Source organism: Rhizobium sp. LjRoot254, from assembly GCF_964254105.1.
Taxonomy (GTDB): domain Bacteria; phylum Pseudomonadota; class Alphaproteobacteria; order Rhizobiales; family Rhizobiaceae; genus Rhizobium_E.
On sequence record NZ_CAXUSM020000001.1, the window covers coordinates 2169606 to 2195115 of the forward strand.

The following is a 25510-nucleotide window of genomic DNA, read 5'->3' on the forward strand; positions in this document are numbered from 1 at the left end:
ATAGAAAACCGCCCCGGCGCATAAGCCCCGGAGCGGCCGATGTCCATAAATTTCGATCAGGCGATGTCGGCGGCGACCTTTACCGAGACGATCGAGTCGGGATCCGAGACGGGCTCACCCTTCTTGATCTTGTCGATGTTGTCCATGCCTTCGATGACCTGGCCCCAGACCGAATACTGCTTGTTGAGCCAAGGCGCATCGGTGAAGCAGATGAAGAACTGCGAATTGGCCGAGTTCGGGCTCTGCGAACGCGCCATCGAGCAGGTGCCGCGGATGTGGCTGATCGCCGAGAATTCGGCCTTCAGGTCAGGCTTTTCAGAGCCGCCCATGCCGGCACGGCCGGGGTTGAAATCCTTGCCGCCCTTCTTGCCGAACTTCACGTCGCCGGTCTGCGCCATGAAATCGGGGATGACGCGGTGGAAGACGACGCCGTCATAGGCGCCTTCGCGTGCCAGTTCCTTGATCCGCGTGACATGGTCCGGGGCGACATTCGGCATCATTTCGATGACGACCTTGCCCTTTGTGGTTTCCACGACGAGGGTGTTTTCCGGATCCTTGATCTCGGCCATAATCTATCTCCTTGCTTCGAACTTTATTTGCTTACCGTGACTTTGAGCATGCGGTCGGGGTCGGTAACGGCGCCGGTTTCCGGGGCGCCCCGTTTGATCTTGTCGACGAATTCCATGCCCGAAACGACCTTGCCGACGACCGTATACTGGCCGTTGAGGAAATCGCCGGGCGCGAACATGATGAAGAACTGCGAATTGGCCGAATTCGGGTCCTGCGACCGGGCCATTCCGAGCACGCCGCGTTCGAACGGCACGTTCGAGAACTCGGCCGGCAGATCAGGCAGATCGGAGCCGCCGGTGCCGGCGCGGTCAGGCTGAAAGCCGTTCGCCATATTGCCGAACTTGACGTCGCCGGTCTGTGCCATGAAGCCATCGATCACGCGGTGGAAGGCGACATTGTTGTAAGCGCCCTTTTTGGCGAGTTCCTTGATCCGCGCGACGTGTTGCGGGGCGACGTCAGGCATCAACTGGATGAGAACCGGACCATCCTTGAGCAGGATCGTCAGTCGGTCGGCGGCGGACGCTTGCGCGGCAAGTCCAAGAAGCAGCAGAAGGCCGGCTGCGAATGTCTTGAAGATGTTCATGATACTCCCTTCCTGAAGGCTCAGGATTTGCGTTTTTTCTTGAGGGCGGCAAGCACCGGACCGGGCACGAAGGCGCTGACATCGCCACCCATCGAGGCGATCTGGCGGACCAATGTGGCGGTAATGGGCCGTGAAGCCGGGGCCGCCGGCAGGAACACGGTCTGGACATCGGGCGCCATCTGGCGGTTCATGCCAGCCATCTGCATTTCGTAATCGAGGTCGGTGCCGTCACGCAGGCCGCGGATCAGGATTTTCGCATCAAATTTTCGCGCAGCTTCCACGACCAGACCCTGGAATGAAACGATTTCAATATCGTCTGCCCGCTCCGGCAATACTCCGGCAAGCGATTCCTTGATTAGACCAGCGCGTTCCTCGAAACTGAATTCCGGCTGCTTGCTGGGATTGATTCCTACGCCGACCACCACCTTGGGCGACATGGCCAGCGCCTGAATCAGCACATCGAGATGGCCGTTGGTCAGCGGGTCGAATGAACCGGGATAGAAGGCTTTGGTCATGGGGCCGCCGTTGGGCTCTTTGGGTTTTTCGCAGCGCCTTGTGTCATGGAAAATAGCCCCATGCAACTGATTTTCAGGCGTTTGCGGCCCGCGGGCTCGGAACCTGAACGCCAGATGAACGGTCTATTCAGGACGGTTTCAGTCGCGGCGTGGTTAATTGGGGTCAAGTTAGCGGAACGGTTGGGTCAGAACGAAAGCGACGACACCAAAGCCTGTTCCCCCGGAAACAGCAATCCGGGTTCCAGTCATGAACAACGGCCTCGTGGAACCCGGCGCCCAAACGGACTTGAGGGATATGACGATGATGTATGCGACGCTTACGTTGATGGCTGGTCTGATTGCAGTCATGTTTGTTGCCACAGCTGTTTCCTCCGTCGTCAATGCAGTCCGAGAAAATGAAGCCGTTAAAGATACAATGCGCCGAGCGGCGCTCTGACCTCCCGAAAAGCGCTGGGTCTTCCCCCTCCCACCCGCGCTTTCTTCAAACCGGACGGTGCCCCCTCACCGTCCGGTTTTTCTTTATGCGGCGGCCGGGATACAACCCGAAGGTCTGATGGGATAGACGATCAGCGCGCCCCAGGCATAGAGCCGCCGCGCCGCTGCGGCATCCACGCCCTGCAGTACCGCGAAATGGCCATCCCAGCTTTCGATCGATAGGCCTTCGGGAAGATCAGCGGGATCGGGAGTCTTCGCAAACACGACGCGCGCCGACTGCGCCGGACCTGCGGCGGGCAGAATCACAGCCGGCAGCAGCACGGCTGCCAGGCCGATCGCCGCAATTCCCGCCAGGGCTTTTATGACGCGCGCCAAATGACTGCTTTCAATAGTCGAACACGTGTTCCACACCGGGATCTGCAAGCGGCTGGGATGCGAGCAAACCCGAGAGATCCGTGACCTTCATGTTCACCAGCACACGCTCGGTGGCAAAACCTTCGCGGCCGATGCGGGCGATCACCTCGCCTGGTCCAGCATATTCCTTCTCCGGCTCGACCGTCGCGCTGACAACGATATCATCGTTTCCGGCGATTTCGCGGATTTGCCCGCCAGCCTTGGCGATCGCGATCAGGATTTTCGTGAAGCTGTCATAGCGCGGCGTTTCGATCACCGCGCCATCGGCCTGCTCGCTGATCACTTTCACATCAGGGATTTGCCGCAATTGATCGGCGGTGACGCCAGATATCACGGAGCGAATCTCGAGCTTGGCCACCCCGTGTTCCGCCACGCCGGCGGCGATCACCCCGGCATAGAATGTCTTGGCCTTCCATTCACCGCCCAGCGCCAACCGACGCTCCCAGCCGCGAGTGGGGTCAGTCATCGGTGCGGCCCAGAGCGCTGCCACCTGCTTTTCGAAATCATACTTGTACCAGGGCGTCTGGCGCAGGAAGGCGGCGTAATCCGCGGCCATCGCCGCTGCCACCTCGTCCTGCGGTGTCTTCACCTGACCACGAACGGCCGCGAATATCCGGCCGATGGTTTCCTCATAGACACCCTTCAGCCCCATTTCGAGCGTGAAGCTCGCACCGATCGTATAGATCATCGTGCGCGTCTGGCTGTCCGCGCCACCGTGGCGGTCGGCGATACCGGTCAAAGCGCAGGTGGACTTCCAGAAGTTCCAGACGCTCGGAATGAAGCTGAACTCATGCTCGTCGCCTGATTTCAATGCTTCGGCAAGGCCGTCATAGGCATAGACGATGTGCCATTCCGGATAGGTCAGGTAGGTGTTGGCCTCTTTGCGCTGGAACGCGGCGTCGGTGATCAGCGGCCTGTACGGATCGCTTGTCACCGGTGCGTGACACGCCAGTTCGACATAGGCGATCGGGCTCGCGAGGCCAATCACCAGCAGGATCAGCAATACGGCGAGCCATTTGAACAGCTTGAGAATGAACCGCATCAGGCGGCATCCCTGCGAAACAGGATCGCGGAGATGACCGCGATGCCGCCGAGGCCGAGATGCGGCAGGTTCGCCATGATCTTGAAGCCGAAGGGCAGGTCCTGGATGCCGTAATTGATGATGCCGAGATCGAGATAGCCCGATCCGGTGATCAGGCCCAGGAACCCGTCGCCGAAATAAAGCACGCCGAAATAGAGCAGAAAGGCGCGCGATGCCCGCGCACCCAGCCATGCCGAAATCCCGGCCCACAGCGCCGAGACGAGATGCAGGCCATCATCATAGATATCGAGCGCGAAAATGCCGAATGTCTTGCCGTCGATGACGGGAATGAACGGCAGGTAATTGAGCGAAGCCGCGAATAGCAGCACGAGGAAGTAGACGAAGGCGATCAGCCTCAGGCGGTTCATGGTCGTACTCCTCAGATCTTGGACAGGTAATTGTCCCAGAATCGGTTGCGGAAGGTCACAGCCTTGTCGAGTTCGCGCTTCTTGGCGGCGAACTCTGCGGCGCGCGGATAGGCCCGCTTGAATTGATCGAGCGTCGCATGCGGCCTGTAGGGCAGATAGTAAGAGCCGCCGATCGACAGCACACGCTCGATCAGTTCGTGCGTCATCCGCGCCATGTCCGTCTCCGCCCGCACGGACTTTTCCTGCGAGAACAGCAGAACAGAGGCGATGCGCGGCACAGGCGCATAGGCCAGCACACTGTCCTGGTCGGCTTTCACGTAACGCGCGGTGATATTGAGAAGCTGCTGATAGGAAGCCGGGATAACCGCTTGGCAATGCTGCACGAATTCGGCGAACCTTTCTGGAGCCACGAAATATTCGTGCAGAATATCCGTGCGATCCGGGTCACCGTCGTCAAGGGTCACCGCCGGTTCGTTCATCAGTGTGTTGCGCGTCGCGTCTCCGACGATTCGCGGTCCCAGCGATGTCTCCGTCCACCAGCGCAGATGCTTTGCGGTATCGGATTCCAACTGCGCCCGGAAGATCGGCGCCGACAGGTTGGATACCACGCCCGACCCGGTGGCGACCGGCAAAGCGCCTTGATCGGCGCTCGCCCGATAGGTGATCAGCATGCCGTCATTGAAGAAGCGGTCGAGCGAGACATCGAGTCGCCCGTAGGCCATCTGGATCGTCGGATCGGCGGCAAGGGCGTTGGCAAAATTCTGTCCCACCTCGGTGCCCTGCATCGGCTCATAGGTCGGCGTCAGCAGTGCGTTCGGAACCATGTCGAGTTCCAGGTCGGTAATGATCCCCATCAGGCCGTAGCCGCCCATGGCATGGGCGAACATCTCCGGATTGGCTTCTCGAGAGCATTTTATGACGTCGCCATCAGCCTGCATCAGGCGAAGCGAACGAACCGTGCTTCCCATCGGCCCGAACGGCACCGGCCAGCCATGCGCGTTGACCGAAAAGGTGCTGGCCACGCCGAAATCGTTGTTGGATTGCATGACCGCTGGTGAAAAGCCGATCTTGTCGAGTTCCGCGATCACCGTCGACCAGCGAGTGCCGGCCGCGACGCGATAGATCTTCTTCGCTTTGTCGGCCTCGAGCCATGTCTGCGAGAGGGTCAGCGCCAGCCCGTCTTCCGGCAGGCTGTGGCCGCCCATGGAGTGCCGCGCGGTACTGGCCATGAAAGGGCGGTCGTTGTTGACCGCCTCGGCAAGCAAGGCCCGGATCCGGTTGGTATATTCGGTGTCGAGCCCGCTATTGATGGTGATGTGCTTGTAGATCTTGGTCGGGTTCATCTGGCTCGCGTCATTGAGAACCCGGCCGTCCGCCTCCGCGAAACTGTCATAGGCCGGATATTTCGGCCCCTTGGCACTCTGCGGCTGCAAAAACCAGCGGCCTGCCGCCACACCGGCCGCCGCCGACACGCCGGTGAGCAGTGCGCGCCGCGAAAACTTCCCCATGCCTGCCCCCGTTATCCCTTTGCAATCTCAAGTCATCGTCGCCTGATTGATACGTATGGCAAGGCCCAAAAAATCGCAATCGCGCGAATTTCTTCTGCGTCTGAAAACTTTCGGCACGCCCGCAACTATTTCTGCCGATGAACGTTGGATGAACGCGATGTTCAGAGCGGTTTCAGGCCGGGGATGTTTAATGGACATCAAGTTTGAAACGGCTGCTGAAGAACAAATTTGCCGGCCTGTTACATTAGGAACAGAAGTGCCGCGCGATTGGTGAGATAACAACATCAAGCAAGCGGCGAAACGCTGAAGAGGACGACGAAGATGATGTACATGACCCTTTCCCTGACGGCAGGCCTGATCGCGGTGATGTTCGTGACCACAGCCGTATCATCCATCGTCGTTTCGATCCGCGAGACCGAAGGTCTCAAGGAAGCATCGGCCCGCCGCATGGCATTTTAAAGTTTACGACCTCCCCCAAGCGCGGGTTTCCCCTCCCTCCCCCTTGTTCCCGCGCTATTTAGAAAACCGGACGGCTTCCCCTGGCGGTCCGGTTTTTTCTTCTTAGACTGCCCGCAAGCCCCGCGCCATCACGGCAGCCGCTTAACGAACGATCCTGAAGAAGCGCTCACACCGATACGCGCCAGACTGGAAGCCTCCCGCTCTCAATCGCCGACCTTCAAACCAGAGCGCATGGCCCCGGCATATCGAGAGTGCGTTCGAACTGATGGCTGAGCGCGCGCGCCTCGGTCTCCCACCGGATCATATCGATGTGCCTGCCTTGCCCTGACGGACCATCAGCCATGCCTGGGACGCGATTGACCGCGAAATTCCCCGGCCATATAGTCTCATCTGTCTCGCGGGGACGACCTCGCACTTACCTGAGATATCGGGGACGACCCTACCGCCCAAGGAGGGTCTTATGAACTGGATATTGCTTCTCATCGCCGGTCTATTCGAAATCGGCTGGGTCTATGCGCTCAAGCAATCGGACAATTTCGCCAATCTGAAATTCGCATTTCTCGCTGTGCTGCTTTTAGCCATCAGCATGGCCTGCCTTTCGCTGTCGCTCCGGACGATTCCCGTCGGCACGGCTTACGCGATCTGGACCGGCATCGGCGCGGTGGGCGCAGCCACGCTTGGCATCATGGCTTTCGGCGATCCCGCGACAGCCCTGCGGCTGGTCTGCATTGCGCTGATCGTGATCGGCGTCGTGGGGCTGAAGCTGGCGAGCGCGTAAAATGAAACGCCCGCGAAGTGTTCCTTCGCGGGCGTTTTCGTCATCTTGCTGACGTTCGATTACGCCTCGGGCGTTCCACTGCCATCCGCTTCCGGCGCTGGCGCTTCGCCTTCGACGGCGATCTCTTCCTCGTCATCTTCCGGCTCGCTGATCCGCTCGACCGAGACCACCTTTTCGTCGGCGGCCGTCGAGAAGATCGTGACGCCCTTGGTCGCGCGGCTGGCGATGCGGATGCCGTTGACCGGCACGCGGATCAGCTGGCCGCCATCCGAGACCAGCATGATCTGGTCGGCGTCCTCGACCGGGAAAGCGGCCACGAGCTGGCCGATCTCGTTGGTCTTGGATGTATCGGTGGCGCGGATACCCTTGCCGCCGCGGCCCGAGATACGGAAATCGTAGGACGACGAGCGCTTGCCGTAGCCCTTTTCCGATACCGTAAGCACGAACTGTTCGAGCGCCTTGAGGGCAACATAGCGATCGTCACTGATGTCACCTTCTTCCGTCACTTCCTCGCCAACGAGCTGGATGTCTTCTTCGTCGACACCCATGGCGCGGCGTTCGGCTGCCGAGCGCTTCAGGTAGGCCGCACGCTCCGAGGCATCGGCATCGACATGGCCGAGGATCGTCATTGAGATCAGGCGATCGTTTTCGGCCAGCGTGATGCCCCTCACCCCGATCGAGTTGCGGCCGGCAAAGACACGCACCTCATCGACCGAGAAGCGGATCGCCTGGCCGAGCGCGGTGGTCAGCAGCACATCATCGCCCGGATCGCCGATCAGCGGATCGGGACCATTGCAGGTTTCGACCGAGAGGATCTCGTCGCCTTCTTCCTCGAGCTTCATCGCGATCTTGCCGTTGCGGTTGACCTGGACGAAATCGCTGAGCTTGTTACGGCGCACGGTGCCCCGCGTCGTCGAGAACATGACGTCGAGATTGGCCCAGCTATCCTCGTCCTCCGGCAGCGGCATGATGGTGGTGATGCGTTCGCCGGGTTCCAGCGGCAGCATGTTGATCAGCGCCTTGCCGCGCGAGGTCGGCGTGCCGATCGGCAGGCGCCAGACCTTCTCCTTGTAGACGATGCCACGCGAGGAGAAGAACAGCACCGGCGTATGGGTATTGGCCACGAAAAGGCGGTTGACGAAATCCTCATCGCGCGTGGTCACGCCCGTTCGGCCCTTGCCGCCGCGGCGCTGGGCGCGATAGGTGGTCAGCGGCACGCGCTTGACATAACCGGCATGCGACACGGTGACGACCATGTCTTCGCGCGCGATCAGGTCCTCGTCGTCCATCTCCAGGCCGCCATCGATGATCACGGTACGGCGCGGCGTGCCGAACTCGTCGCGCACGGCCGCAAGCTCGTCCTTGACGATGGTCATGATGCGCAGGCGCGACGACAGGATATCGAGATAATCCTTGATCTCGGCGCCGATCTTGTTGAGCTCGTCGCTGATTTCATCGCGTCCGAGTGCGGTCAAGCGCTGCAGGCGAAGTTCGAGGATGGCGCGGGCCTGCTCCTCGGAGAGATTGTAAGTCCCGTCCTCGTTGACCTTATGACGCGGGTCGTCGATCAGCAGGATCAGCGCCTCGACATCCTGCACCGGCCAGCGGCGCTCCATCAATTGCTCGCGCGCGGTCTGCGGATCGGGCGCACGGCGGATGAGCGCAATGACTTCATCGATATTGGCAACCGCGATGGCCAGGCCGACCAACACATGGGCCCGGTCGCGCACTTTCCGGAGCAGGAACTTGGTACGCCGGCTCACCACTTCCTCGCGGAAGGCGATGAAGGCCTTGAGCATGTCGAGCAGGGTCAGCTGCTCGGGCCTGCCGCCGTTGAGCGCCACCATATTGCAGCCAAAGGAGGTCTGCAGTGGTGTGTAGCGGTAGAGCTGGTTCAGGATGACGTCTGCATTGGCGTCCTTCTTGAGTTCGATGACGACGCGGTAGCCGTCGCGGTCGCTTTCGTCGCGCAGGTCCGAGATGCCCTCGATGCGCTTCTCGCGCACCAGGTCGGCCATCTTTTCGATCATCGTCGACTTGTTCACCTGATAGGGAATCTCGGAGATGATGATTTGTTCGCGATCGTTGCGCATCGGCTCGATGCGGGCCACGCCACGCATGATGACCGAGCCGCGACCGGTCTCGTATGCCTGCCGGATGCCCGCACGGCCGAGGATCATCGCGCCGGTCGGAAAATCCGGGCCGGGAATGATCTCCATGATCTGCGGCAGTTCCATCGCGGGATTGTCGATCAGCGCGATGCAGCCATCGATGACTTCGCTGAGATTGTGCGGCGGAATGTTGGTCGCCATGCCTACCGCGATGCCGCCGGCGCCATTGACCAGCAGGTTCGGAAACTTGGCGGGCACCACGACCGGCTCGCTTAGCGTGCCGTCATAGTTGTCGCGGAAATCGACTGTCTCCTTGTCGAGATCGTCGAGCAGCGAATGGGCGGCCTTTTGCAGGCGGCACTCGGTGTAGCGTTCGGCCGCCGGCGGATCGCCATCGACCGAGCCGAAATTGCCCTGGCCGTCGATCAGCGGCAGTCTGAGCGACCAGTCCTGCGCCATGCGGGCCAGCGCGTCATAGATCGCGGAATTGCCGTGCGGATGATATTTACCCATCACGTCGCCGGTGACGCGGGCGCATTTGACGTATTTCTTGTTCCAGTCGATGCCGAGTTCGTTCATGCCGAAGAGGATGCGACGATGCACCGGTTTCAATCCGTCACGAACGTCGGGTAGCGCGCGGCTGACGATGACGCTCATCGCGTAATCGAGATAGGAACGCTGCATTTCCTCGATGATGGAGATTGGTTCGATGCCGCTCGGGCCCTTGCCGCCTGGGGGGGTAATCTCTGACAAAGTTCTCACATTTCCTTTTTAAGGAATCACTGCCGCCGTTATAGCCGATAGGCTGTCATAAGGCCAATTTCGAGGCCGCCTTATGAACAAGTTTTGCCTCTTTTTCCAGTCCTTTGCGCGGTGCGGAGCCGCCTTGTGGATCAGGCCGCTTCACGCTATCAAGGACCGGGGACAGAGGGGAACTTATATGGCGACGACGGCTGAGCTGATCAATGCCTTCACCACGCTTCTGGTGACCACCGACCCGCCCGGCCTGGCGCCTATTTTCCTCGGCCTGACGGCGGGCATGAACGCCGCCCAGCGAAAACAGACCGCACTCCGGGGCACGATCATCGCCTTCGTCATCCTGTCGGTCTTCGCGGTCAGCGGTGCTGGTGTGCTTGGCGTGCTCGGCATATCGCTGCCGGCCTTCCGCATCGCGGGCGGTTTCCTGCTGTTCTTCATCGCCTTCGAAATGGTCTTCGAGAAGCGCCAGGAGCGCAAGGAGAAGACCAGCGAGATGGCGATCACCAAGGATCACATCCAGAATCTCGCCGTCTTCCCGCTGGCCATTCCGCTGATCTCGGGCCCGGGATCAATCTCGGCGACGATCCTGCTCGCCGGTAATTTTCCGACATTCCTCCAGCGCATCCAGCTGATAGCCGTCATCGCCGTCGTATTCGTCATAATCCTCGCAGCCCTGATGATCGCCGATCGTATCGACCGCTATCTCGGACAAACCGGCCGAGCGATCCTGACCCGGCTTCTCGGCGTGCTGCTCGCGGCCCTCGCGGTCCAATTCGTCATCGACGGCGTGCGGGCTTCGATGACGGTCTATACCGGGCCATAGCCGTCATGAGCGGCGCTCGAGTTCGGCCAATCCGTCCGCTCTCTCATTGCCCGGAACGCCGGAATGCCCCTTGCACCAGGCAACGGTCAGAAGTGCGTTCTTCGATAGTGCCTCGTCGATTGCCTTCCACAGTTCTGGATTGGCGATGGTTCGGCTCCTGACGTTCGAACCCGGCGCCTTTTTCCGCCAGCCGCTGTTTTTCCAGATGTGCCGCCCCTGATTGCAGCCATTTACGGCATATACTGAATCGGACCAGAGGATTGCTGCTTCGCCAGCGGCATTGTCATTCACCCATGTTGCCGCCGCCAGCAGTGCGCTCAACTCCATGGCATTGTTCGAGGATCGCTCGACCTTGCCGAAGCGAGAGGCAACTTCCGAGCCGTCGCGATAGACTACGAACGCCCAGCCGCCCGTTTGGCTTTCCGGCTCGTAGCAACCATCCGCGTAAATGTGGAGACCGCCGCCCGAACCCGACATATCCTCCATATCAGCAGACGCCATGGGTTCGGGTGCCGTTGTTGCTCACGGTCCGGTAACGTTCCCAAACCCGATCAGAAGGGAATATCGTCGTCCATGTCGCGTGAGAACGACGGCGCTGGCGTGGACGAGCGGTTCTGGTTGGATGAACGCGCCGGCGTACTGCTGCGCCCGCCGCTGTCGCCGCCGCTCTGGTCGTAATCGTCATAACCGCCGCCTTGCGGGCTGCGCCCGCCGCCCTCGCCACGACCATCCAGCATGGTCAGCGTCGAGCCAAAGCCCTGCAGCACGACTTCCGTCGAGTAACGGTCGTTGCCTGTCTGGTCCTGCCACTTGCGGGTCTGCAACGCGCCTTCGATATAAAGCTTGGCGCCCTTCTTCACATATTGTTCGACGACCTTGCAGAGGCCTTCATTAAAGACCACCACGGTATGCCACTCGGTCTTTTCCTTGCGCTCGCCGGAATTCTTGTCGCGCCACGTCTCCGAGGTCGCGATGCGAAGGTTGGCGATCGGACGGCCGTCCTGGGTGCGGCGGATTTCAGGGTCCGCGCCCACATTACCGATGAGAATGACCTTGTTAACGCTGCCCGCCATCACTATTTTCCTTGCCACGCGCGGGTTCCGCCCGCGCCACTAAATCCAGACCATCCATAGACGCTTTGAACCGGAGATGCGCGCCCAACAGGCCTTCATCCACAGTTAATGCCGTTCTCGGCAAATGGTTGCTCGCAGTTTGTTCTTTCTTTGTTCTAGTATTTGCGCTAGGACTTGTCAAATGGATTCGGACAGCAGGATGCTGACATTTTTTGGCGGCGAACGTTTGCCAAGCGAGCCGCGTTTGGGATAGTTAGAAGCAGCAATTCCGGGCTCCGCGCAGGTCGCCGGCCGGTGACAAAACTTATCGAAAGCCTTCATTGATGAGCGAACTGAAGAACATCTCCATTCGTGGCGCGCGCGAGCACAATCTCAAGAACATCGATCTCGACCTGCCGCGCAACAGCCTGATCGTGATGACCGGCCTTTCGGGCTCGGGCAAGTCGTCGCTCGCCTTCGACACGATCTATGCCGAGGGCCAGCGCCGCTATGTCGAGAGCCTGTCGGCCTATGCGCGCCAGTTCCTCGAAATGATGCAGAAGCCAGATGTCGACCAGATCGACGGCCTGTCGCCGGCCATCTCGATCGAGCAGAAGACGACCTCGCGCAATCCGCGCTCGACGGTCGGCACCGTCACCGAGATCTACGACTATATGCGCCTGCTGTTTGCCCGCGTCGGCGTGCCCTATTCGCCGGCCACCGGCCTGCCGATCGAGAGCCAGACGGTCAGCCAGATGGTTGATCGCGTGCTCGATTACGAGGAAGGTACGCGCCTCTATATCCTCGCGCCGATCGTGCGCGGCCGCAAGGGCGAGTACAAGAAGGAACTCGCCGACCTGATGAAGAAGGGTTTCCAGCGGGTCAAGATCGACGGACAGTTCTACGAAATCGCCGAAGCGCCGGTGCTCGACAAAAAATACAAGCACGATATCGACGTCGTCGTCGACCGTATCGTCGTGCGCCAGGACATGGCCTCGCGGCTCGCCGATTCCTTCGAGACCTCGCTCAGGCTTGCCGATGGCCTGGCGATCGCGGAATTTGCCGACAAACCGCTGCCGCCCGAGGAAACCTCGGAAGGCGGCTCGGCCAACAAGTCGCTCAACGATACGCATGAGCGCGTGATGTTCTCGGAGAAATTCGCCTGCCCCGTGTCGGGCTTCACCATTCCCGAGATCGAGCCACGCCTGTTCTCCTTCAACAATCCCTTCGGCGCCTGCCCGTCATGCGACGGCCTCGGCTCGCAGCAGAAAATCGATGCGGATCTGATCGTGCCCGAGACCAACCGGACGCTGCGTGATGGTGCCGTCGCACCGTGGGCCAAGTCCTCGTCGCCCTATTACAACCAGACGCTCGAGGCGCTCGGCAAGGCCTATGGTTTCAAGCTCTCCAACCGCTGGAGCGAGCTTTCCGAAGAGGCGCAGGACGCCGTGCTGAATGGCACCGGCAAGCGCGAGATCACCTTCCAATATGCCGATGGCGCGCGCTCCTACCAGACGACCAAGACATTCGAAGGCATCATCCCCAATCTCGAGCGCCGCTGGAAGGAAACCGATTCTGCCTGGTCGCGCGAGGAGATCGAGCGCTACATGAGCGCCGCACCCTGCCCGGCTTGCAATGGCTATCGCCTGAAGCCGGAAACGCAGGCGGTGAAGATCGACAAGCTGCATATCGGCCAGGTCTCCGAGATGTCGATCAATGTGGCCAATGCCTGGTTCATCGCGCTGCCGGAGCATCTCAATGCCAAGCAGAACGAGATTGCCGTCCGCATTCTCAAGGAAATCCGCGACCGCCTGAAATTCCTCAACGATGTCGGTCTCGAATATCTCTCGCTGTCGCGCAATTCCGGCACTCTGTCGGGCGGCGAAAGCCAGCGTATCAGGCTTGCATCCCAGATCGGCTCAGGCCTCACGGGTGTACTCTACGTTCTCGACGAGCCCTCGATCGGCCTGCACCAGCGCGACAATGCAAGGCTGCTCGATACGCTCAAGCACCTGCGCGACATCGGCAATACGGTGATCGTCGTCGAGCATGACGAAGACGCGATCATGAGTGCCGACTACGTCGTCGACATCGGCCCGGCCGCCGGCATCCATGGTGGCGAAGTGGTGGCTGAAGGCACGCCCGCCGACATCATGAACCATCCCAATTCGCTGACCGGCAAATATCTCTCCGGCGAACTCTCGGTCTCGCTTCCCGGTGAGCGCCGCAAGCCGAAGAAGGGCCGCGAGATCAAGGTTCATGGCGCCCGCGCCAACAATCTCAAGAATGTCACGGCTGGCATTCCGCTCGGCGTCTTCACGGCCGTGACCGGGGTGTCGGGCGGCGGCAAGTCCACCTTCCTGATCGAGACACTCTACAAAGCGGCTGCCCGCCGCATCATGGGCGCGCGCGAAAACCCGGCCGAGCACGACCGGATCGACGGTTTCGAGCATATCGACAAGGTCATCGATATCGACCAGTCGCCGATCGGCCGCACGCCGCGCTCGAACCCGGCGACCTATACCGGCGCCTTCACGCCGATCCGTGATTGGTTCGCGGGCCTTCCCGAGGCCAAGGCGCGGGGCTATGCGCCCGGTCGTTTCTCGTTCAACGTCAAGGGCGGCCGCTGCGAAGCCTGCCAGGGCGATGGCGTGATCAAGATCGAGATGCACTTCCTGCCCGACGTCTATGTGACCTGCGATGTCTGCCACGGCAAGCGCTACAATCGCGATACGCTGTCGGTGCATTTCAAAGGCAAGTCGATCTCCGACGTGCTCGATATGACGGTCGAGGAAGGCTGCGATTTCTTCTCGGCCGTGCCCGCGGTGCGCGACAAGCTGACCGCGCTCCGCGAGGTCGGCCTCGGCTATATCAAGGTCGGCCAGCAGGCCAATACGCTCTCCGGCGGCGAGGCCCAGCGCGTCAAGCTCGCCAAGGAACTGTCGAAGAAATCCACCGGCCGCACGCTCTACATCCTTGACGAGCCGACCACCGGCCTGCATTTTCACGATGTCGTCAAGCTGCTGGAAATGCTGCATGAACTGGTCAACCAGGGCAATTCCGTCGTGGTCATCGAGCACAATCTCGAAGTCATCAAGACCGCCGACTGGATCATCGACTTCGGCCCCGAAGGCGGCGACGGCGGCGGCGAGATCATCGCCGAGGGCACGCCGGAACAGGTGGTCAAGGAGAAGCGCTCCTATACCGGCCAGTTCCTCAAGAACCTGCTGGAGCGCCGGCCGATCCGGAAAGACGCGGCGGAGTAGGAATGCCGTCGCATATCTTCCGGTTCTACTCGCTCGAACCGAGAACGATTTTCCTGATGGTTGGCGAGCGCTGGCCATCGGCGATCGTGCGGCGGAATGCATGGAAGATCGGCGGCAGCGTAGTCTGGTACACCACACTCGTTCTGGACGACGAAGCAGCGGCACACCAGTTTGAGCAATGGCTCGGCCAGCATGCCAGGCGCGAGGATATCCGAAAATTAGTCGGCGCCGAAAAAGATTACGATGGCGCCTATGGCGATGCGATTTTCCACCGTGGCGGCCTGAAGTCGCGAACGAAATTGACGCTGAGCGTCCCCTGGCGCCGGGTCAGAAGAATCTGGCTCGGCTTGCGCAAATACGTCTTCGGATTCTGGTTGCGGCTCAAGTCCTGACCTGTTCCACCAGCGTCTCAGCCGTCAAGGCTGCCCCCGCCCGGTTTGCCGCATCGCCATGATACCAGACGGCGGCGCAGGCGGCCTCGTGGACAGGGTAGCCTTGGGCGAGCAGCGCGCCGCAGATGCCGGCGAGCACGTCACCTGAACCTGCCGTGGCGAGCGATGGCGGCGCATTGGTGTTGATCGCGGCGCGGCCATCGGGACTGGCAATGACGGTATCCGATCCCTTGTAGATGACGGCCGCATTTGCGCGCTTCGCCGCGGCGATCGCCTTGTCGATCTTGGAGAGCCTGGCATCATCGGCGATATCGACAAGCAACCGGCTGAATTCGCCCTCATGCGGCGTCAGAACCAAGTGCGGCTCGCCGGTCGCGAAGGCGTCGAATAGCGTGCCGGGATCGTCCTTGAAGCTGGTGATGCCATCAGCGTCGAGAACCAGTTTGCGGTCCTTGAGCGCCAGCACGAAATCGCGAGCTTTTGCCCCCACGCCGAAGCCGGGACCGAGCACGAAGGTGGATAGCCGCTTGTCTTCGATCCAGCTATTCAGATCGTCAATATCGTCGATCTCCCGCAGCATCACGGCGGTGAGATGCGTGGCATTGACCGCCATCGCCTCAGCCGGAGTGGCGATCGTGACCAGCCCTGCCCCGGCCCGGAGACCGGCATTGACGGTCAGCCTTGCCGCGCCGGTATGGGAAGCGCCGCCGGAGAACACTACAAGCGCGCCCCGGGAATATTTGTGTGCGCTCGCATCATGCAGACGCTCGTAGTCCTTCCAAATTTCCGGGCCGTTGATATGCACATTCGATTTATGCGCCTCGATCAGCCGCCTCGGCACGCCGATTTCGGCAATCTCGACCTGCCCGCAATGTTCACGGCCCGGAAGCAGCAACATGCCGGGCTTCAATGCCATGAAAGTGACTGTGACATCGGCCTTGAATGCCGCGCCGAGAATTTGGCCTGTCCGCCCATCGATGCCGCTGGGCAGGTCGATCGCGATGATCGGTATCCGCAGGCGCTCGACTTTCGCGATGAGTGCCGCAAGTTCAAGCAGGACGCCGCGTGAAAGACCGGCGCCGAACACGCCATCGATAACGACGTCGCCTTCCATCGGTTCGTACGCGTCCATGGATTGCGCGATGACATCACATTCGGCGAGTGCCCGCGCCGCATCGTCCGTCGATGGCCGGCGAGACGCAAGCCGGAAGACCTCGACCCCCGCCCCTGCCTCCTTAAGCGCACCCGCCGCGATATGGGCGTCGCCACCGTTGTTGCCCGGCCCGGCCAGTACCGCGAAGCGCCTGGCACCGGGAAAATGCCGTAAGGCAGACGCAGCCACCGCGAGCCCCGCCGCTGTCATCAGCCGGAAGCCCGGTATTCCGGATTGAATGCAGGCAGCGTCGATCTCTCGGACGCTTTCAGGCTCGATCAGCATGATGATGTCCTGTTTGCATATATTTTCAGCAGACGATAGGGAATCTCATGCCTGATCTCCCCGGTATCGGGAGTCTGCCCCGACCTTTCAAAAAATGCAAATGGTTGAAAAATAAGCAAATGCACAAAGTTTACACTGATCGACGGTTGGCGAGTCCTGCCACATTTCATAGCCGAGACGAATTTCTCGATTTGCGGCGAAATTTCTCCTGTTTGGCGTGATTTTCGTCTGGTTTTTTGCTCAAAAACGCGCAAGATCACGCCCGTTCGGTAGTTTTCTGGCAAAAAATCAAAATTACCGCGCTTGTCTGGCATATAATATGCATGATGTGGCGCGGCGGGCCAGACCTGCAGAAACGGGAGAAGCGGAGAGAAATTTCCTCATGAAAAAGATCGAAGCGATCATCAAGCCCTTCAAGCTCGACGAAGTGAAGGAAGCCCTTCAGGAAGTCGGATTGCAAGGCATCACAGTCACCGAGGCCAAGGGTTTCGGACGTCAGAAAGGCCACACGGAACTCTATCGTGGTGCTGAATATGTCGTCGATTTCCTGCCCAAGGTGAAGGTCGAGGTCGTGCTTGCGGACGAGAACGTGGAACGTGTCATCGATGCGATCCGCAACGCAGCACAGACAGGACGTATCGGAGACGGCAAGATCTTCGTCTCCAATGTGGAGGAAGTCGTCCGTATCCGCACCGGCGAGACCGGTGTCGACGCCATCTGATCGCCCATACGCATAATCCGCGTTTGGGCGGACCATCGTCATATCAATAGGGAAGAGCTACATGACGACAGCGAAAGATATTCTGAAGCAGATCAAGGACAACGACGTGAAATTCGTCGACCTCCGCTTCACCGACCCCAAGGGCAAGCTGCAGCACGTCACCATGGATGTGGTGGCCGTCGATGAGGACATGTTCGCCGATGGCGTGATGTTCGACGGCTCGTCCATCGGCGGCTGGAAGGCCATCAACGAATCCGACATGGTGTTGATGCCCGACCCGACGACGGCGCATATGGACCCGTTCTTCGCCCAGTCGACCATGGTCGTGCTCTGCGATATTCTCGATCCGATTTCCGGCGAGGCCTATAATCGCGACCCCCGCGGCACCGCCAAGAAGGCCGAAGCCTATCTCAAGGCATCCGGCATCGGCGACACGGTCTTCGTCGGCCCCGAGCCGGAATTCTTCGTCTTCGACGACGTCAAGTACAAGGCCACCCCCTACAATACCGGCTTCAAGCTCGATTCCTCGGAACTGCCTGAGAATGACGACACGGACTACGATTCCGGCAATCTCGGTCACCGCCCGCGCATCAAGGGCGGCTATTTCCCGGTGCCGCCGATCGACAGCCTGCAGGACATGCGTTCCGAAATGCTGACGGTCATGGCCGAAATGGGCGTGGTCGTCGAAAAGCAGCACCACGAAGTGGCGGCCGCCCAGCATGAACTGGGTGTCAAGTTCGCGACGCTGGTGAAGAGCGCCGACCAGATGCAGATCTACAAGTATGTGGTGCACCAGGTCGCCAACGCCTACGGCAAGACCGCGACCTTCATGCCGAAGCCTGTGTTTGGCGACAACGGCTCGGGCATGCATGTGCACCAGTCGATCTGGAAGGATGGCAAGCCGACCTTCGCCGGCGACGAATATGCCGGCCTCTCCGAGACATGCCTTTACTACATCGGCGGCGTCATCAAGCATGCCAAGGCGATCAACGCGTTCACCAATCCCAGCACCAATTCCTACAAGCGCCTGGTGCCGGGCTACGAAGCGCCCGTCCTGCTCGCCTATTCGGCCCGCAACCGCTCGGCTTCGTGCCGCATTCCGTTCGGCTCCTCGCCGAAGGCCAAGCGGGTCGAAGTCCGCTTCCCCGATCCGGCCCAGAACCCCTATCTCGGCTTTGCCGCCATGTTGATGGCCGGCATCGATGGCATCAAGAACAAGATCCATCCGGGCAAGGCCATGGACAAGGATCTCTACGACCTGCCGCCGAAGGAACTGAAGAAGATCCCGACGGTGTGCGGCTCGCTGCGCGAAGCGCTCGAAAGCCTCGACAAGGATCGCAAGTTCCTGACCGCCGGCGGCGTCTTCGACGACGACCAGATCGACAGCTATATCGAGCTCAAGATGGCCGAGGTGATGCGTTTCGAAATGACGCCGCATCCGGTCGAGTTCGACATGTACTATTCCGTCTGATCCGAGATCGAACTGACATTGGTAGGACCGGCGGAAGCGAACCTTCTGCCGGTCTTTTTGTTGCCTCGTCGGCCTTAGACGCACGGGAGTTTTTTTGACCAAGGGTCTTTGGACGCTATTTTAGAATGCGGATTTGTTGCGCCGATTGAGAGCGGCAAAGCGTTGTGAAGGAGGGAGAATGCTGAAATCCCATCTCAATTCAGTACTGGACGAACTCAGCGCCCGCGAGCCAATCTTCCATTGTCGGGAATTTGGCACCAGCCGCGAAGACCTTCCCAACATGACTGCCGACGATTTCTGGGAGATTGGCGCAAGTGGCAAGGCTTATGGTCGCGACTTCGTCATCGAAAACCTACTGGAACGCTACAAAACGCGGGAACCCGACGACTGGTCATGCTCAGACTTCTCAATCCGTCAGATTGGCGAAGACCTCTACCAACTCAACTACGTTCTGCAGCAACCAGGCCGGCGAACTCGCAGAACGACGCTCTGGCGGAAAATAGGTGAGGCTTGGCAGATTGTTTTCCACCAAGGGACTGTCATCACCTGAAGACAGGCCGATCGATCCTCATGTAGGTTTCCTATTCCGTTGCTACCCGAAGTTTTTTTGTGTGCGCATGTCGAATTGCGTCGGGCCGCCTCGACCAGGGATGTCAGCAAACTGGAGGCAGACCATGAAATACCTGTGCATCGTACATTTCGACGGTTCCATTCTCGACAATATGAGCCCGGAGGAGAAGCGCGATCTCGATCGCAATTCGCGCGGATATGACGAGGATCTGATGGCCAGCGGCCGCTATATCCATGCCGAGGCGCTGCAATCGCCCTCCTCGGCCTCACTTGTGAAGGTGCGCAATGGGCAGATGTCGGTCACCGACGGCCCCTACGCCGAGGCCAAGGAACAGATGGGCGGCTTCATCCTGATCAACGCCGACGACATGGATGAGGCGGTGAAGATCGCAGCCGGCATTCCGCTTGCCAAATACGGCACGATCGAAGTGCGGCCGATCTACGAGTTCTAATTGGTGGAGAGAAACGCCATGAAGTACGTTTGCATCGTCCATGTCGATTACGACCTCTTCCAGCGCATGTCGAAGGAGGAGGTCGTAGAGCTCGAAAAGAGCAACCTCGCTTATGATGCCGAACTCATGGAGCGGGGCCAGTTGCTTGCCGGTCACGGGCTCGAGCCGCCGGAAAGCGGCCTCTTGGTCAAGGTCCGCAACGGGGAAATGTCGATGAGCGATGGACCGTTCTCGGAAGCCAAAGAGCAGATGGCCGGCTTCGTGCTTGTCGAGGCGCGCGACATGAACGAGGCGATCGGCATCGCAGCCGGCATTCCACTGGCGAAATACGGCCAGATTGAACTCCGCCCGGTTTACGCCGTGCCGGTGCACGCCTGAGCGATGGAGGCCATCGAGCATATCTACCGCACGGAGGCCACGCAGGTGCGGGCGACACTCATCCGCCTTCTCGGCAGCTTCGAGCTTGCCGAGGAGGCGGTGCAGATGGCGTTCCTCGCGGCGACGACACAATGGCCGACCGACGGTGTGCCAGCCAATCCGCGTTCATGGCTGGTCTCGGCCGGCCGCTTCAGGACCATCGACATGCTTCGCAGGCGGGCGCGCTTCCGTGAACTCGAACCGGAGATCACGCGCATGATAGAAGACAATGAGGAAGGTCCGCCCGATCCCGACCTCGTCAAGGATGATATCCTGCGGCTGATCTTCACCTGCTGCCATCCGGCCCTGCCGCCAGACCAACAGACGGCGCTCTGCCTGCGCGAGGTCTGCGGCCTGACGACCGAGGCAATCGCAGCGGCCTTTCTCACCAGGGCGCCGACCATGGCGCAACGCATCGTTCGCGCCAAGGGCCGTATCAAGGCTCTGTCCCTGCCCTATGAAGCGCCTGCGAAGCCGGAAATGGACGCGCGCCTCGAAACGGTGTTGCGGGTCGTCTACCTCGTCTTCTCCGAGGGCTACGCGGCTGCCGGCGGCAAGGACATCCTGCGCACCGAACTCTGCGAAGAGGCGATCAGGCTGGCGCGGCTGCTCAGCGAGCACTTGTCGAACCCCGACATCGACGGCCTGCTTGGCCTGATGCTGCTCCAGCATTCCCGCTGCGCTGCGCGCCTTAATACCGATGGCAGCCCGACGCCGCTTGCCGACCAGGATCGCTCGCTGTGGGATGCAGCTGCGATTGGCGAAGGTCGCCGGCTCGTCCGCAATGCATTGGCCCGGCCGCCCCACTCCACATATACGCTCCAGGCCGCGATCGCCGCAATCCATGCCGATGCGCTGAGAACGGGGGTGATCGACTGGGCTGCCATCGTCAGCTACTACGATCTGCTCGCGACCGCCGATCCCGGACCTGTGGTCGAGCTCAACCGCGCCATCGCCATCGGCATGCGGGACGGGCCGGAGGCCGGGTTGGCGCGCATCGATGTCCTGCTATCGGCCGGTGAACTCACGGATTACCGCTATGCCAGATTGGCAAAGGCGGATTTCCTCCGGCAGCTATCAAGGCGCGACGAGGCGCGAGCCGAATACGTCTCGGCACTGGCGTTGACCGAAGCCGGGGCCGAGCGGATTTTCATCGAGCGCCGGCTGAGTGAAATCGAACGGCAACCTGGCCAATGAGGATCAGGTGTGGTTATGCCTGAAGACATGGCAGGGATCGCCATTGGGCGTCGGTGCTGCCGGATCAAGCGCCGCGCCGAGGCGTTCGGCCAGGCGGATCGAGCGCGCATTATCCGGATCAATATAGGACACGAGCGAGGGCAGGCCCATCTCGGAAAACGCCCATCGCTTCGCAGCAGCAGCCGCCTCGAACGCGTATCCTTTGCCTTCGAACCCTTCGAAAACGAGCCAGCCCAACTCGGTCTCCGGATAGTCGGGCGGACGCTGGATGGCGACTTCGCCAACGGTCGCGCCTGACGCGGTCTCCTCGACGGCCCAACCTCCGAAGCCGAATATCGCCCACTGGCCGACACAGTTCATGAAGCCGTCCCAGACCCGCCGCCGCGGAAGGCGGCCACCGATGAAGGCGGCGCGGTCGGTCTCATAGAGTGCGGACAGATGGGGGAAATCCTCCAGTCGATAGGGTCGCAGGAGGAGCCGCTCCGTCTTGATCAATGGTGCCAGCAATTTTCTTCTCGTCGGATAGTTCGGTTATGGCTTGGCCGCGAAGCTGAAGGCAGACGACCTTTTCAACACGTGCGGTGCAGGGATTTGACCAGGCGGCTGACGATTGCGTCATACGCCTTTAGCTGCGAGTGTTCATATTCGAGCCGGAAATAGATCGCGGCATCATCGCAGCCCGTCATGGCCCTGGCATAGAAGACGCGGCCATTCTTGCGGCCCGACCAGCTCGCGGTATTTGCCGTTCGACGATTATAGGAGATGTCCCAGTCGTCGGATGAGTCCGATTGAATCCGCTCCTCGACGTCGGACTTGAAACTCCGATCGACCAGATAGCCGCCCCAAACCCGCAACTCGGCCTTGCCATCTGCACTGTTGGACACACCACCGTCGCTGTTTTGGGCTTCGGACACGTCAGAAAAGCCGGGCGGAACGTCAATCGCATAGGAGAAGCGTGGATTGTGGTAACGGCTCCAGTCAACGGCCAACGCTTGCGTCGTCGTCGCCGTCGCCAGCCCAGCGCCGACCAGCACGACGGCGACAATTCCTGAACGCAGCATGCCCCTGCCCCCGCTTATTGCTTCTTCAGCCGCTCCTTGAGCAGCTTCAGATAATCGTCGTTCTCGCCATTTTCGTCATCGCTTGCGGGCGTTGCGGCTGGTGTCGTGCAGGTCGGCTTGTAATTGGCCGCGAGGCCTTCCTTCACGCAGACGCCGACCTTCCAACCCGGAGGCAATGCGCTGAGGTCGACTGTCTGCCACTTCGGGTGGCCGGTTGCCTGCAGCTTGTCGAGGTTGCTGATGATGTAGTTCGAGAAGTCGGCTACCGCCTTGCAGGATTCACGTTGATAGGCGTTGCGCTTCTTGTCGTAGTCGAAGGTCATCATCACGGCTTTGACCGCCACGACATCCACTGCCTCCTTTTGAAAGGTATAGGTTCCGGCATCGATCTTCGCGGGAATATAGGTCGCCAGCAGCGGTGCCTCGGTAATCGGCACGAGATGGAATTTCGTCCCATCGATGGTATCGCTCTGGAAGAGCGACGCGGGCGCACCGGCGACGTAGAAAAAGGCGTCGATGTCACCCGATTCCAGTTGCGGCAGCGCCTTATCGGGATTGACCTCGACCTTCTGCACATCCTTGATCTGCAGGATATCAAGCATCAGCGTTGCCGTGAGATAGGTGCCGGAATCCTTGACGCCGATCGCGACCTTGCGGCCCGAAAGATCGGCCATGGTCTTGATATCGGCCTTGGCCAGCACATGCACTTCCTCGTTATAGAGCGGGAACATGATGCGCACGCCGCGAACCGCGGTCTGGATCTCCGGATCGTTGGCCTCAAAGGTCTTGAGGTATTCGAGCACGTCGTTCTGGACGATGCCGAACTGGGTGTTCTTGCGGTTGCGGACGCCGATGAAGTTTTCGAGCGAGCCCGCGCTTTCCACAACATTCAGCGCCTGTCCGCAGGCCTTACCAAGGCCTGCAATATCGCGGCCGATCTTGATGTAGGTGCCCTTGGCACCGCCGGTCATGATGTTCTTCTCCAATTCGGCGGAGCTCGCCGGCAGGCAGAACATCATCAGCAGCGAAAGTGCCAGGCCCAGTTTCTTCAGCATCGGTCCTCTCCAATCATCTCAGCATTTGCTGCCAAGATCGCGTATCAGGTTTCTCAGCGCAATGGCAGGCACGCGGCCGAGCGAGGCCTTGAGCGCATCGGCGACGCATTCGCCATTCTCCAGTCGTGCTGCAAGGACGTCCTGCTTGTCAGGCGTCAGGCGGCTGAAACCAGGCATGTCGGCGAGCGCATTGCGCACGGCATCGGAATCCCGCTTGCCTGATGTGTCGTTCTCGTCACTGCCGTTGGTATCATCCGCCGGCTTGTCTTCAACGGGTTTCACTTGCAACTTGGCAATCGTAGCGCGCAAGCCGGCATTCTCGGTCTCGAGCTTTTCCTTTTCGGTGCGTATCGCGCTCAGGTTGATCCCGAGCAGTATCCGCTGCGAATCGATTGCGCTCGCCTTGCCGTTGGCGTCGGAGACAGCGTCTTTCAGCTCTTCCGTCTGCGCCTTGAGTGATGAAATCTCTGTGTCCTTGCTGGCGAGCTGTTCCTCGGCCGCCGCAAGATCCTTGCGCAGGCCTTCGGCTTCGGTGGAATTTTCGCTGGCGTCGGCAAGCTGCTTCTTGGCAGCATCGAGTGCCGCCTGGAGCTTGTCCCGTTCTGACTGGAGGCGCTTGAGCTGATCGTCTGCGCCACTGCTGTTGGCTTCGGCGTCAGCGCGTGCCTTGTCGAGCCTTGTCTTGAGGTCGGCGACCTGCTTGTCGAGGTCGGCTGCCTTCTTGCGGGCGGCGCTCACATCGGCGGTCTTCCGCGCCAGATCATCTTCGATCTCGGCGATCCGCTTCCTGAGGTCGGGCACGGTGGAAGCCTGCTGGCGTGCGCCGTGGAGTGCGGATTCCAGCGTCTTGATCTGGTCGCTCAGCGCCTTGTTGCCGTCATTGCCCTGTGTCGCCGTATTGGCGAGATCGCTGCGCAGCTTCTTGATTTCGTCCTGCTGGTCCTTGACCGTGCCTTCAAGCTCGATGAGTTGCAGCTCGGAGACCTTCAGCGATTTGCGCGCACGCGAAAGCTGGTTCCGCAGGTCGCCGGCCTCGTCGATCGTCTTCTTGAGCGCATCGATCTCCGCCTGGGCGTCGGCGCTGACCTGTCCCGACTGCTCGTCGTTGAATCTCTTGAGCGTGTCGTTGGCCCTGTTCAGCGCCGCGACCTGATCCTGGAGCTCCTCGACCTTCGAGCGCAACACGGTATCCGATGTCTGGGCGCCGCTGGTCTGCTCCCGGAGCCTTGTGACCTGCTGCCGGAGTTCGCTGATCGTCTGGTCGCGCGACGCCAGATCGCCCGCCGAAACGCCGCTGAGGAACCGGCCGGCGCCGTAGCCGCCGCCAACGCCGATCAGCAGTGCGATCACGGCGGCGATGAGAATGCCCGCGCCACCCGATGATTGCGAACCGGAGGATGAAGAATTGCCATCCCGACCCCATTGATTGACCACGCGTGAACCCTCTGTGCTGTCCTGGCTGAACTGTCAGCCGTAGAAGATAACGGCCAATGCGGCGGTTTTCTGCATTCGGCCGTTCCGATTCCCGTCATGACACGCTATTGTGAGCAGGTCGAGCCCGCTACTAACGCCTTGAAAATTGGTAAATTCATACCAAATGTAATGTCAAATGGTTTGAGGTGTTGTCATGCGTGAACGTTTTGCAAAATATCAGATCGGACAGGTGGTCCGGCATCGGGTATTTCCGTTCCGCGGCGTGATATTCGACGTGGATCCGGAATTTGCCAATACCGAGGAATGGTGGAATTCCATTCCCGCCGAGGTGCGTCCGTCAAAGGACCAGCCTTTCTATCATCTCTATGCGGAGAATGCCGAGTCGGCCTATGTCGCTTACGTCTCCGAGCAGAACCTGCTGCCTGATGAGAGCGGCGATCCGCTACGCCATCCCGCAGTGATGCTGAATTTCAGCCCGGAGGCGAGTGGTTTTTATCGGCCCAAGACGTTGCAGACGCACTGAGCCGGCAATTTTTGCGAGTGATCACCGATTCCACTTCAAAGCGGTCTTGACCTTTTC

General features: G+C 60.3%; 29 protein-coding genes. 14 read left to right on the forward strand and 15 right to left on the reverse strand.

Translation table 11 applies throughout. The features are described from left to right. Nucleotides 1-56: 56 nt before the first annotated feature. From ACSQ26_RS10625 to coaD, 3 genes are read right to left on the reverse strand one after another with little or no spacing between them, the layout of a single operon-like run. Nucleotides 57-569 carry a peptidylprolyl isomerase gene (locus ACSQ26_RS10625; RefSeq protein ID WP_258162030.1) on the reverse strand — a complete coding sequence of 171 codons (513 nt, stop codon included), beginning with the start codon at nt 567-569 and terminating at the stop codon, nt 57-59. Between the two features lie 23 nt (nt 570-592). Further along, complete coding sequence (locus ACSQ26_RS10630; RefSeq protein ID WP_436008538.1) at nt 593-1153, reverse strand: peptidylprolyl isomerase; 561 nt, start codon at nt 1151-1153, stop codon at nt 593-595. A gap of 20 nt (nt 1154-1173) precedes the next feature. Further along, on the reverse strand, nt 1174-1668 hold the full coding sequence (coaD, locus tag ACSQ26_RS10635) for a pantetheine-phosphate adenylyltransferase (protein WP_436008540.1): 495 nt from the start codon (nt 1666-1668) through the stop codon (nt 1174-1176). Nucleotides 1669-1915: 247 nt separating this feature from the next. Here coaD and ACSQ26_RS10640 point away from each other — a divergent pair, with 247 nt between their 5' ends. Continuing rightward, nucleotides 1916-2104 (forward strand): hypothetical protein, encoded by a 189-nt coding sequence (locus ACSQ26_RS10640; RefSeq protein ID WP_436008542.1) that lies wholly within the window; start codon nt 1916-1918, stop codon nt 2102-2104. 83 nt (nt 2105-2187) lie between these two features. Here ACSQ26_RS10640 and ACSQ26_RS10645 read toward each other — a convergent pair whose 3' ends face one another. From ACSQ26_RS10645 to ACSQ26_RS10660, 4 genes are read right to left on the reverse strand one after another with little or no spacing between them, the layout of a single operon-like run. Continuing rightward, entirely contained in the window at nt 2188-2478 is a 291-nt protein-coding gene (locus ACSQ26_RS10645) for a hypothetical protein (protein WP_436008544.1), read from the reverse strand. 10 nt (nt 2479-2488) lie between these two features. Further along, a complete protein-coding gene (locus tag ACSQ26_RS10650; RefSeq protein WP_436008546.1) occupies nt 2489-3559 on the reverse strand; it encodes a hypothetical protein in 1071 nt (356 codons plus the stop codon). Next, the gene (locus tag ACSQ26_RS10655) at nt 3559-3966 is read right to left on the reverse strand and encodes a hypothetical protein (RefSeq protein WP_258162024.1); all 408 of its coding nucleotides are present in this window, start codon (nt 3964-3966) and stop codon (nt 3559-3561) included. The genes ACSQ26_RS10650 and ACSQ26_RS10655 overlap by 1 nt, the downstream gene beginning before the upstream one ends. Nucleotides 3967-3977: 11 nt before the next feature. Next, a complete protein-coding gene (locus ACSQ26_RS10660; protein ID WP_436008548.1) occupies nt 3978-5474 on the reverse strand; it encodes an FAD-binding protein in 1497 nt (498 codons plus the stop codon). Between the two features lie 55 nt (nt 5475-5529). On the opposite strand from ACSQ26_RS10660, the gene ACSQ26_RS10665 reads away from it, so the two are divergent. The 3 genes from ACSQ26_RS10665 (at nt 5530) to ACSQ26_RS10675 (ending at nt 6711) form a co-directional block, all read left to right on the forward strand. Next, complete coding sequence (locus ACSQ26_RS10665; protein ID WP_436008550.1) at nt 5530-5748, forward strand: hypothetical protein; 219 nt, start codon at nt 5530-5532, stop codon at nt 5746-5748. A 47-nt stretch (nt 5749-5795) separates the two neighbouring features. Further along, entirely contained in the window at nt 5796-5933 is a 138-nt protein-coding gene (locus ACSQ26_RS10670; protein ID WP_258162022.1) for a hypothetical protein, read from the forward strand. Between the two features lie 460 nt (nt 5934-6393). Beyond that, nucleotides 6394-6711 carry a DMT family transporter gene (locus tag ACSQ26_RS10675; RefSeq protein ID WP_436008552.1) on the forward strand — a complete coding sequence of 106 codons (318 nt, stop codon included), beginning with the start codon at nt 6394-6396 and terminating at the stop codon, nt 6709-6711. Nucleotides 6712-6770: 59 nt separating this feature from the next. Here the strand turns inward: ACSQ26_RS10675 and gyrA are convergent, their stop codons facing one another. Further along, nucleotides 6771-9575 (reverse strand): DNA gyrase subunit A, encoded by a 2805-nt coding sequence (gene gyrA / locus ACSQ26_RS10680; protein WP_436008554.1) that lies wholly within the window; start codon nt 9573-9575, stop codon nt 6771-6773. 187 nt (nt 9576-9762) lie between these two features. Here gyrA and ACSQ26_RS10685 point away from each other — a divergent pair, with 187 nt between their 5' ends. Next, nucleotides 9763-10404, forward strand: coding sequence for a MarC family protein (locus tag ACSQ26_RS10685; RefSeq protein WP_436008556.1), 642 nt, complete (start codon nt 9763-9765; stop codon nt 10402-10404). Between the two features lie 3 nt (nt 10405-10407). Here ACSQ26_RS10685 and ACSQ26_RS10690 read toward each other — a convergent pair whose 3' ends face one another. Both ACSQ26_RS10690 and ACSQ26_RS10695 read right to left on the reverse strand, forming a co-directional pair. After that, complete coding sequence (locus ACSQ26_RS10690; RefSeq protein ID WP_436008558.1) at nt 10408-10905, reverse strand: ribonuclease H family protein; 498 nt, start codon at nt 10903-10905, stop codon at nt 10408-10410. Between the two features lie 50 nt (nt 10906-10955). Further along, on the reverse strand, nt 10956-11477 hold the full coding sequence (locus ACSQ26_RS10695) for a single-stranded DNA-binding protein (RefSeq protein WP_436008560.1): 522 nt from the start codon (nt 11475-11477) through the stop codon (nt 10956-10958). A 323-nt stretch (nt 11478-11800) separates the two neighbouring features. Between ACSQ26_RS10695 and uvrA the strand changes: the two genes are divergently transcribed. Both uvrA and ACSQ26_RS10705 read left to right on the forward strand, forming a co-directional pair. Further along, on the forward strand, nt 11801-14722 hold the full coding sequence (uvrA, locus tag ACSQ26_RS10700) for an excinuclease ABC subunit UvrA (protein WP_436008562.1): 2922 nt from the start codon (nt 11801-11803) through the stop codon (nt 14720-14722). Between the two features lie 2 nt (nt 14723-14724). Next, complete coding sequence (locus ACSQ26_RS10705) at nt 14725-15114, forward strand: hypothetical protein (protein ID WP_436008564.1); 390 nt, start codon at nt 14725-14727, stop codon at nt 15112-15114. Here the strand turns inward: ACSQ26_RS10705 and ACSQ26_RS10710 are convergent. Then, a complete protein-coding gene (locus ACSQ26_RS10710) occupies nt 15104-16552 on the reverse strand; it encodes an NAD(P)H-hydrate dehydratase (protein WP_436008566.1) in 1449 nt (482 codons plus the stop codon). The two genes, ACSQ26_RS10705 and ACSQ26_RS10710, sit on opposite strands and share 11 nt — an antisense overlap. 382 nt (nt 16553-16934) lie before the next feature. Between ACSQ26_RS10710 and ACSQ26_RS10715 the strand changes: the two genes are divergently transcribed. The 6 genes from ACSQ26_RS10715 (at nt 16935) to ACSQ26_RS10740 (ending at nt 21380) form a co-directional block, all read left to right on the forward strand. Then, entirely contained in the window at nt 16935-17273 is a 339-nt protein-coding gene (locus ACSQ26_RS10715) for a P-II family nitrogen regulator (protein ID WP_137153622.1), read from the forward strand. A 61-nt stretch (nt 17274-17334) separates the two neighbouring features. Then, complete coding sequence (gene glnA, locus ACSQ26_RS10720) at nt 17335-18744, forward strand: type I glutamate--ammonia ligase (RefSeq protein ID WP_436008568.1); 1410 nt, start codon at nt 17335-17337, stop codon at nt 18742-18744. 178 nt (nt 18745-18922) lie between these two features. Further along, nucleotides 18923-19294 carry a DUF4440 domain-containing protein gene (locus ACSQ26_RS10725; RefSeq protein ID WP_436008570.1) on the forward strand — a complete coding sequence of 124 codons (372 nt, stop codon included), beginning with the start codon at nt 18923-18925 and terminating at the stop codon, nt 19292-19294. Nucleotides 19295-19418: 124 nt separating this feature from the next. Next, the gene (locus ACSQ26_RS10730) at nt 19419-19766 is read left to right on the forward strand and encodes a YciI family protein (protein WP_436008572.1); all 348 of its coding nucleotides are present in this window, start codon (nt 19419-19421) and stop codon (nt 19764-19766) included. 18 nt (nt 19767-19784) lie between these two features. Continuing rightward, nucleotides 19785-20144 carry a YciI family protein gene (locus ACSQ26_RS10735; protein WP_436008574.1) on the forward strand — a complete coding sequence of 120 codons (360 nt, stop codon included), beginning with the start codon at nt 19785-19787 and terminating at the stop codon, nt 20142-20144. A 3-nt stretch (nt 20145-20147) separates the two neighbouring features. Next, complete coding sequence (locus ACSQ26_RS10740) at nt 20148-21380, forward strand: RNA polymerase sigma factor (protein WP_436008576.1); 1233 nt, start codon at nt 20148-20150, stop codon at nt 21378-21380. Nucleotides 21381-21383: 3 nt separating this feature from the next. Here ACSQ26_RS10740 and ACSQ26_RS10745 read toward each other — a convergent pair whose 3' ends face one another. The 4 genes from ACSQ26_RS10745 to ACSQ26_RS10760 all read right to left on the reverse strand — a co-directional run bounded on the left by ACSQ26_RS10745 (nt 21384) and on the right by ACSQ26_RS10760 (nt 24930). Beyond that, nucleotides 21384-21887, reverse strand: a complete 504-nt coding sequence (locus ACSQ26_RS10745; protein WP_436008578.1) for a GNAT family N-acetyltransferase — start codon at nt 21885-21887, stop codon at nt 21384-21386. A gap of 62 nt (nt 21888-21949) precedes the next feature. Beyond that, nucleotides 21950-22441, reverse strand: a complete 492-nt coding sequence (locus ACSQ26_RS10750) for a hypothetical protein (RefSeq protein WP_436008580.1) — start codon at nt 22439-22441, stop codon at nt 21950-21952. A 14-nt stretch (nt 22442-22455) separates the two neighbouring features. After that, nucleotides 22456-23496 (reverse strand): TAXI family TRAP transporter solute-binding subunit, encoded by a 1041-nt coding sequence (locus ACSQ26_RS10755; protein ID WP_436008582.1) that lies wholly within the window; start codon nt 23494-23496, stop codon nt 22456-22458. An 18-nt stretch (nt 23497-23514) separates the two neighbouring features. Next, a complete protein-coding gene (locus ACSQ26_RS10760; protein ID WP_436008584.1) occupies nt 23515-24930 on the reverse strand; it encodes a hypothetical protein in 1416 nt (471 codons plus the stop codon). A 193-nt stretch (nt 24931-25123) separates the two neighbouring features. On the opposite strand from ACSQ26_RS10760, the gene hspQ reads away from it, so the two are divergent. Further along, the gene (gene hspQ, locus ACSQ26_RS10765; RefSeq protein ID WP_436008586.1) at nt 25124-25453 is read left to right on the forward strand and encodes a heat shock protein HspQ; all 330 of its coding nucleotides are present in this window, start codon (nt 25124-25126) and stop codon (nt 25451-25453) included. The last annotated feature ends 57 nt before the right edge of the window (nt 25454-25510 follow it).